4 protein-coding genes and 2 rRNA genes are annotated in these 8,443 nt (G+C 41.9%); 1 reads left to right on the top strand and 5 read right to left on the bottom strand.

Going from position 1 to position 8,443, the window contains the following annotated elements; all coding sequences use genetic code 11:
- Positions 1-1,966 (bottom strand): SDR family oxidoreductase (locus A3763_RS10850; RefSeq protein ID WP_068760013.1); only part of this gene is annotated, 1,966 nt, incomplete at its 3' end.
- Positions 1,967-2,328: 362 nt separating this feature from the next.
- Here A3763_RS10850 and A3763_RS10845 point away from each other — a divergent pair.
- Positions 2,329-5,172 carry an insulinase family protein gene (locus tag A3763_RS10845; RefSeq protein ID WP_156490641.1) on the top strand — a complete coding sequence of 948 codons (2,844 nt, stop codon included), beginning with the start codon at positions 2,329-2,331 and terminating at the stop codon, positions 5,170-5,172.
- Positions 5,173-5,220: 48 nt separating this feature from the next.
- Here A3763_RS10845 and sbcB read toward each other — a convergent pair whose 3' ends face one another.
- The 4 genes from sbcB to A3763_RS10825 form a co-directional block, all read right to left on the bottom strand.
- Positions 5,221-6,663: an exodeoxyribonuclease I gene (gene sbcB, locus A3763_RS10840; RefSeq protein WP_068512962.1), complete on the bottom strand. Its 1,443-nt coding sequence runs from the start codon at positions 6,661-6,663 to the stop codon at positions 5,221-5,223.
- Between the two features lie 84 nt (positions 6,664-6,747).
- Positions 6,748-7,635: a DUF6160 family protein gene (locus tag A3763_RS10835; protein WP_156490548.1), complete on the bottom strand. Its 888-nt coding sequence runs from the start codon at positions 7,633-7,635 to the stop codon at positions 6,748-6,750.
- 392 nt (positions 7,636-8,027) lie between these two features.
- Positions 8,028-8,142, bottom strand: a 5S ribosomal RNA gene (gene rrf, locus A3763_RS10830).
- A gap of 167 nt (positions 8,143-8,309) precedes the next feature.
- Positions 8,310-8,443, bottom strand: a 23S ribosomal RNA gene (locus tag A3763_RS10825); the annotation flags it as partial.

Genomic DNA, 8,443 nt, shown 5'->3' with positions numbered 1-8,443 from the left:
CAGCGAATGCAACCTGCTCTGTTGAAACTTTTGGCTTTTCATTAGCTTGCCCCTTACCTTGAGCCGCAGCTGAATCAGGGAACATCTTATAGCCAGTATTCATTACAATCTCACCAACCTTAGGAGCTAAGCAGTGAAGTACTGCAGCAAAAGTCCCCAAGCGTGTAGCGATACGCTTTGGTCGATGCACAATCGCTTCAGCAATCAAATCTGCCGCATCATCTGGCGACAATGTCGGAACAGAGTCGTAGATCTTAGTTGGGCCAATCATCGGCGTACGCACAAGCGGCATATTAATCGTTGTGAAAGTCACATTACTATCGGAAAATTCTGACGCAGCACAACGTGAGAATGCATCCAAAGCAGCTTTTGATGCAACGTATGCAGAAAAGCGTGGAGCATTAGTTAGTACCCCAATAGAGGAAATATTAACGATATGGCCGCACTTACGTTCTAGCATTGATGGCGCGAACCCCATAATCAAACGCAAAGAACCAAAGTAGTTTAGCTGCATAGTTCGTTCATAATCATGGAAACGGTCAAATGCATGGTTAATCGCACGTCTGATCGAGCGGCCTGCGTTATTAATCAAATAATCAACATGACCATGATCTTTTAGCACGGCTTCAACGAACTCATCACAGTTATTCATGTCCGCGAAGTCGCAACGATAAGCATGCACTTCACCCTTACCTTTTGCTTGTAGCTCAGCCTTAACTTCGTCCAGAGTCTCTTGCGTTCTAGCAGCGATACATACGATTGCCTCAGCATCTACCAATTTATGCGCAGTCGCCAATCCGATACCCGATGTTGCACCCGTGACAACACAAACTTTTCCACCAACAGTACCTTTTAAGGAACGATCTTTATGTAAATCTGGGTCTAGGTTACGCTCCCAAAAATCCCAAATAGCAGGTGCGTAGGATTCTAGACGAGGAACTTCGATTCCTGATCCTTTCAATACACGCTCTGTTTCGCGAGAGTCGAACTTTGTTGGGTAATTGATAAAACCCATTGCCGACTCTGGAACACCAAAATCATTTAAAACCGCACTCGTAATACGCTTAACAGGAGGAAGGTTCTTTAGGCCATTCCTAACCATTGAAGGAATAAAACCAAACATGCGAGAATCAACACGCATTGTCATGGTTGGCGCATGACCAGCTTCGGCAAAAATATTTAGAACCTCACCAACCTTGTGTGGGTCTGGGTCAGTCAAATGGAAACATTTTCCATCTTCACCATCTGCATGGGAAATATGATCAATTGCATCAACAATAAAGTCGACCGGCACAACGTTAATGCGGCCACCTTCAATACCAATAGTAGGCATCCACTTTGGTAAAGTGTTACGAATTTTTTGCAGCATTTTGAAGAAGTAATATGGACCGTCAATCTTGTCGATCTCACCAGTCTTAGAGTGCCCCACAACCATACCAGGACGATAGATTCTGAAAGGAATAGAGCATTCGTCTCGAACAGCCTTTTCCGAGTCATGTTTTGTTTGAAGGTATGGATCGTCAAGGTTCTCGGCCTCTTCGAACATATCCTCTCTAAACGTCCCCTTATAAAGACCAGCTGCTGCGATCGAACTAATATGGTTAAAACAGCCTGCTTGCATTTCTGTCGCGGCAACAATTGCGTTTCTTGTGCCCTGTACATTTACTGCTTTCTGAATTTCAGCACCAGCGTTCAAATCATAGATCGCTGCTAGATGATAAAAGTGCTTAACATTTCCTTTGAGCTCGGCCATTTGAGCATCAGAGATACCCAGGTTATCCTGAGTCAAATCGCCAACGATCGCTACAACGTCATCACCTGACACGTTAAAACGCTCAAGCAATTCCTCATAGCGCTCCATACTGGACTCTTGTGTAAGAAGATATATCTTCTCACCACGCGCGATTAGTTTCTCAACTAAAAAACGACCAATAAAACCGGTTCCACCGGTCAAAAAATAGCTCATTACTTAATACCCCGAAAAGAATAAATTGATTGCGCTTCGCTCAGAATTCGCTTACCAATGGATAACTAGTTAATTCCCTGCATCAGTATCTTAAGTCTGAAATCAAATGCGACCACACCAAAGATAATTGTAGTATAAAGCCAAAAATATGCTGAAATATAATACTAATCGGCCATGTGANCTTATTTTAACTACAGATTACGTAGATACATTACTCTAATATATATAATTATGTTATTAACGTGAACTTGCTTTAACAAAAGCCCCTATCAAGCTGAAATAACACTATACTAGCTCACTAAACTTACTTTGATCATCGAGGAATTTCTGTGTTCGGAATATCAATTTTACGGCCAGTTTATTTGCTTTTCATATTATGCGCTGTAGGTATTATATCTAGTAATGTTAACGCCTCCCTTTCTATAGAAAAAAGCCCTAATGATAGCCGGCACTACGATTACTTAGTACTAGAAAACAAACTTCGAGTCTTGCTGGTTTCCGACCCAAATACCGATAAATCTTCTGCGTCTCTAGACGTTAATATTGGCAGCGCAAGTGACCCTCTTGAATATCCGGGCTTGGCCCACTTTCTTGAACATATGCTCTTCCTTGGCACTGAAAAATTCCCTGAGCCTGATGCTTATCAGAAATATATCACTCAACATGGCGGCTCACACAATGCATATACTTCACCTGAAAATACAAACTATTTCTTTGATATCCGACCCGAATTCCTAGAAGCGGCGCTTGAACGCTTTTCTGAGCAGTTCACTCACCCGCTTTTTAACGCCGAGTATGTCGAGCGTGAAGTTAACGCTGTTCATTCCGAATACACATCCAAAGTCAAGGATGATGGACGACGCTTTTATTCTGTAATAAAAGCAGTATTAGCCGACGATCACCCCTATAGCCGCTTTTCTGTTGGAAACCTTGAAACCCTGAGTGACAAAGGCGAAGAAAAGTTACGCGACACTTTATTAGAGTTTTATCAAAAGAATTACTCTGCGAATCAAATGACTTTGGTAATTTTGGGGAAAGAGCCTCTTTCAACACTTAAAAAGTGGACACTAGCCAAGTTCAGTAACATTCCAAACAGCAACGTCGAGTTTACCGACATATCGCAAGATTTCTTCGCAGAAGATTTCCTACCTGTAAAAGTTGAAGCGCAATCGATAATGGACAAGCGATCAATGATGCTCGCATTCCCCATACCATCATCAAGCCTTCACCAAGACTCAAAGCCTGTATCCTACCTATCAAACCTGATTGGCCATGAGGGTAAAGGCAGCCTATTGTCGGCATTAAAAAATGAAAACCTAGTCGACTCACTATCGGCCGGTGCAGAGTTTGATACTAGAGTCAAAGAACTGTTTGTTATCCGCATGAGCTTGACTCAGTTTGGCTTTGACAACCAGGAACGAATTCTAGAGACCATTCATAGTTATATTGACCTTCTACGTAAAGAAGGCCTGAAAAAGCTTTACTTTGACGAACAAAAAACCATGTTAGATATTGCTTTTAACTATCAAGAGAAAAGTGAACCCATTCATTTCACGAGCAAGCTATCAAGGGCGCTCCAGTTTACTTCAGCAGAAGATATTCTTATCAAGCCCTACTCGCTCAAGCAGTTCGATCACGAGTTATACAAAACATACTTAAGCCATCTTAATCCCAAGAATATGTTTGTTGCGGTTAGCGCTAAAGCAGTTGTTGGAAAACGGTTTACTGACTGGTACGACGCACCCTATAACATTCAAGAACTGGATCAGAACCTTCTGGATAAACTCATCAAGCCTAAGCAGGACAATAGGCTAAGCCTGCCAGAGAAAAACATTTTTATTCCGGAAAACATATCAATAGTTAAAACGATGAATACTGAAAAGCCAGAGCTTCTGCTCAAACAACTTGGCTTAGAAGTATGGCATCACACTGACACTAGCTTTGGCACGCCTAAATCAAACTTATTCCTTACCATACGCTCCCCTGAAGCGCTTAAGTCTGCGGCAACGCTAAATATGACAGATCTTTTAGTAAAACTTCTAACTGACTCGCTTAATGAATATAGCTACCCTGCCTATCTTGCAGGCCTTCATTACGAGCTATACAAGCATATGCGTGGTGTAACCATCAAAATCAGCGGGTACAGCGATAGACAGGCCCAACTTCTAAGCAAGTTACTTAACACCGTTAAATATGCAGAGTTTTCTCCCTCTCGTTTCTCTATAATGAAAGAACGCTTGTCTAGAAGCCTATCAAACGCAAAAGATAAGAAGCCATTTCAGCAAGCTATTTCCAAAGCTCAGAACGTAGTTATTGCTCCTTCTTGGAATGAAGAAGAACGTCTGAGCGCACTTAGAGATATAAAACTAGAAGATATTAATCAGTTTCGTGAAGACTTTCTGTCTCAACTAGATATAGCAGTGTTGAGTAGCGGAAACCTATCGCGTGCATCAACACTCAATAATGCACAATTAATTCAAAGCATATTACTTGATAAGGCAACTAAGACCGAGGTCAGCCGCGCCAAAATTCGCCGCATACCACCTAAGACTCCTTGGCTCAACACGCTCGACACCGAGCACAGTGATACCGGCTTTGTTCACTATGTACAAGGAAAAACTACTAGTCACAAAGAACGTGCTAAGTACTTACTACTCACTCAAATACTCTCTAGTGATTACTACAACCAAGTCCGCACTCAAAAACAAATGGGTTACATCGTATTCGCAACAAATTTTGAGTTGCTTGAAGTACCGGCTATAGCGTTCATTGTTCAGTCCCCTAGTAACACAGGCCAAGAGCTTTATAAGGAAACCAAGGCGTTCATTCATACAAGCTTAGAGACAGTTAGGTCAACAAGCAAAGCTGACTTGAACAAGCACAAGAGCTCGGTTGTTGCAAACCTACTAAAGCAAGACAACACCCTTTATTCACGCTCCAATAGGTTTTGGAAAGACATTGATATAAAAAATGTAGACTTCGACACCAAAGAACAATTAGCTAAAGAAGTGAACTCTCTTACCTTAGAAGATATGAGCACTCTAGTTCAGAACATTATTGCTGACGAAAACGGGGTGCTTACTGTTGTCGCAAAATCTAATTCTGAAAACTCTCAGGCAAGAGAACCAGAAAAGACAGAAATTAACAGCGCCGAGGGCATGACGAATCTTTCTACTGAACAATGGCAAGGGTTCAGCAAGTTCTAGAAAAAGCTTATTTAGCTTCAGATAGCCCGCGCTATCTGAAGCTCTTTACTAGGCATATGGAATGATAGACTCACCATAGAACCGGAGATCTTCAAGCACCGACTGAGATTTAGAGTCGATATCCGATTGAGATATTGCATGAATGCGATCGAAGAACTCTTTAAAAGTAAGGTACCCGCCATCGGCGCTCATCAATTTGTTTGCACAATACCGCTCCCACTTTGACTGCTCTTCCTCCGTCAAAGTTTGAGGAAAGTTTCGCGCTTTGTAGCGAAACAATAATTCCGGCAAACGACTATCCTGAAATCTAAACTCCTCTTCCTCCAACTCAATATCACTGGCCTGCCTAACGCGCGACATCTCAGCTTTATCATGGGTAGAGAAAAAACCACCGCTATATATCATCAAGTCGGGGTCTGTTTCGTTTCTCTCGGGGGAGCTCAGGCTGAACACTTCTTTAATTTTTTCAACAAATATTGGGTTATTTCTGATCCATTCTAAGTGTGACCTCATCAAATCCAGATTCAGCTCCCAGCGTTCAAGTCGTTCAGCAGACATCGTCTTTATCATTGCAGCAGGAACAACCATTGGGCATTTATTTACATGAATCGCCTTGATTGCTGGCCGCTCTTCGCCCTCAGAAAGCTGCGCCGAAGGCATGTAAAGCCGACGCTGAATCTCTTCATTGCTCAGCGCAAACAAGTAAGCAGGGTCTTGCCTTAGATCAAAACAGATAAAGGAATTTTTATTCTTGGAGTCTTGAAATAGCGGCACAATAAGCGCACAACACCCTTTACTTGCAGGAAATTTCGAAGAAACATGAAAAACCGGTTTAAGCTTATTTGGTTCGAGTAACTCTAGTACCTTATGCTTGTCTCTATTTTTAAAAACATAGTCGAACAATTGTGGCTGTGCTGACTTGATTAGCTTAGCTAGGCCGATGGTGGCATAAACATCACTCATCGCGTCATGTGCTGACAAGTGCTCAATACCATTAGCTTGACTTAAGACCTCAAGCCTAAAGCTTGGCGTTCCAGAGTCATCACAAGGCCAATTGATCCCTTCGGGTCGAAGAGCGTAAGTTAAACGCACAACATCGATTAAGTCCCAGCGTGAATTACCGTTTTTCCACTCTCGCTCATAAGGGTCTATAAAGTTCCTATAAAACAGGTTTCGAGTGATTTCATCATCAAAGCGAATACTATTATAGCCAGCCACACAGGTAGACGGGACTGAAAAAATCTCTTCTACCTTCTTGGCAAACTCGACCTCAGAGAAACCGTTTTCTTGTGCATATTGAGGTGTGATGCCAGTAATTAAGCAAGCTTCTGGAGAAGGCAAAGCATCTTCTGAAGGGCGACAGTAAAAAGTCGTTGGCTCTTCGATGATATTTAAATCTAAATCGGTTCTAACACCGGCAAACTGACTTGGCCTATCTCGGCGAGTATCTGCGCCGAATGTTTCGTAGTCGTGCCAAAAGATGGACTGCATTAGAACCTCCTAATCTAAGAAGGTTCATATTGTACTCTATAGGCTTGCTTTTCGAGAACTGTAAGATTAATAAAGGAAAAGATTTTACGGCTTAAATAAACCAACACCACGGTCGATATATTCCACCCGAACTCGTTCAGTACCATTAGCATTAGTGCCGGTATTCATATCTATATGAAGAGAAGTAGGTATGTTAATAAATACACCTGAAGCAGTGGTCATCTGACCATCACTCGTTGACCAGTCGGTGTCTTCTTTCTGAAAAGAGATGAAAAAGTCGTTGGTGTAATCAACATTACCTGTTGTAGAGTTTCTCTGCCCAACATCAAGAGTCTTATAGTCTGCAAGGTCATAACAGTAAAAACCCGAATTACAATCCGTTGCACCTCCACTTTGATCATTACCTACACCAAAATACTTAGCACGAGTATTATCGACATCGCCACTTAAGTTAAGCATCGATGCTTGGTAATCATCGCCAAAGAAATCAGTAATCGTAGCGCCAACGTTACCAGAAATACTATCAAAGTCACCGCTAAGCTGACCACGAGCTTCACCAAAGCCCAAACGAAAGCCTACAAGCTCATCGGTAGCGTCTTTGGCAATTTCGAAATACGGATCATTTACTTCAAAAGGAATAATATCGTTTACCGCGTAAGTTTGCCCATCTAGCTGAACTTGAGCGGCATCAGTAGATATAGAACCAAATGCTAGGTTAGTAGCAGAGAAGTCAGCGCCTAACTCACCATCTCTTTCGTATTTACCTAACTCAACATTATTAATGTTCATCTGCATTTTTGATTCCATACCCAATGTAACGCGGGTATAGCTATTCGAGCCTATTTGATCAATATCAAAGGCAACAGCGGCTTGGCCAGAGTATTGACTCAGCTCATCATCAGCAATGGGCTTAAGCTCAGCCACTACATCAACTGAGGCTACAGCCAAAACTGTAAAAAATAATTTTTTCAACCGATTTCCCATACCTGCGGAATTACCTATTCAAGTTCCATTAACGAATTGTTCGGCGACCCAAAATCTACAACTAAAACTCTATTGCTTTGTCTTTGTATTATTTTTTATAAGCGAATGTAACTATATATATTTATCTAAAAGAATGCTGTGCACTCAATCACAGCTACTTCAACTAAGACATCACACTCCGCTGCATGTCCCGAAAAATGGGGGTTCAGAAATGTAAACAAATGCAATAAAACAGATAGTGTTATTGTATTAGCTGAATGCAGGTAGCGGGCTATGCATATTTATCCCCTAACTACACGAAAGCGTTTCTTCAGACTAAGGCTTTTATTTAGACAATAAAAAAACCCCAGCAGGATGACCTACTGGGGTTTCTAATAGAAGCCTGACGATGACCTACTCTCACATGGGACCTCCCACACTACCATCGGCGATGCTTCGTTTCACTTCTGAGTTCGGGATGGGATCAGGTGGTTCCAAAGCTCTATGGTCGTCAGACAAAACTTCGGTTGCTGATACTTGATCAACAACACTTAATTCTGCGTCTTTAACAATAGCAAGTAATAGCTAACTTTATCTCTGCTGTCTAACGAAGACTCATATCCAATTTGCGTTACCCGTCGTTGTACGAATAATCATTCACTATAAAACCACTTGGGCGTTATATAGTTAAGCCTCACGAGCAATTAGTACTGGTTAGCTCAATACGTTACCGCACTTACACACCCAGCCTATCAACGTCATAGTCTTTAACGGCTCTTTAGGGGAATTAAATTCCCAGGGAAAACTTATCTTGAAG

This window comes from Oleiphilus sp. HI0128 (assembly GCF_001635365.1).
Note: the sequence above shows the minus strand (reverse complement) of the source record. Positions and strands in the feature narration are given on the sequence as shown.

Coding starts and splice junctions, on each gene's coding strand:
- sbcB (WP_068512962.1), bottom strand. CDS start 6,663: ATGCAGTCCATCTTTTGGCACGACTACGAAACATTCGGCGCAGATACT.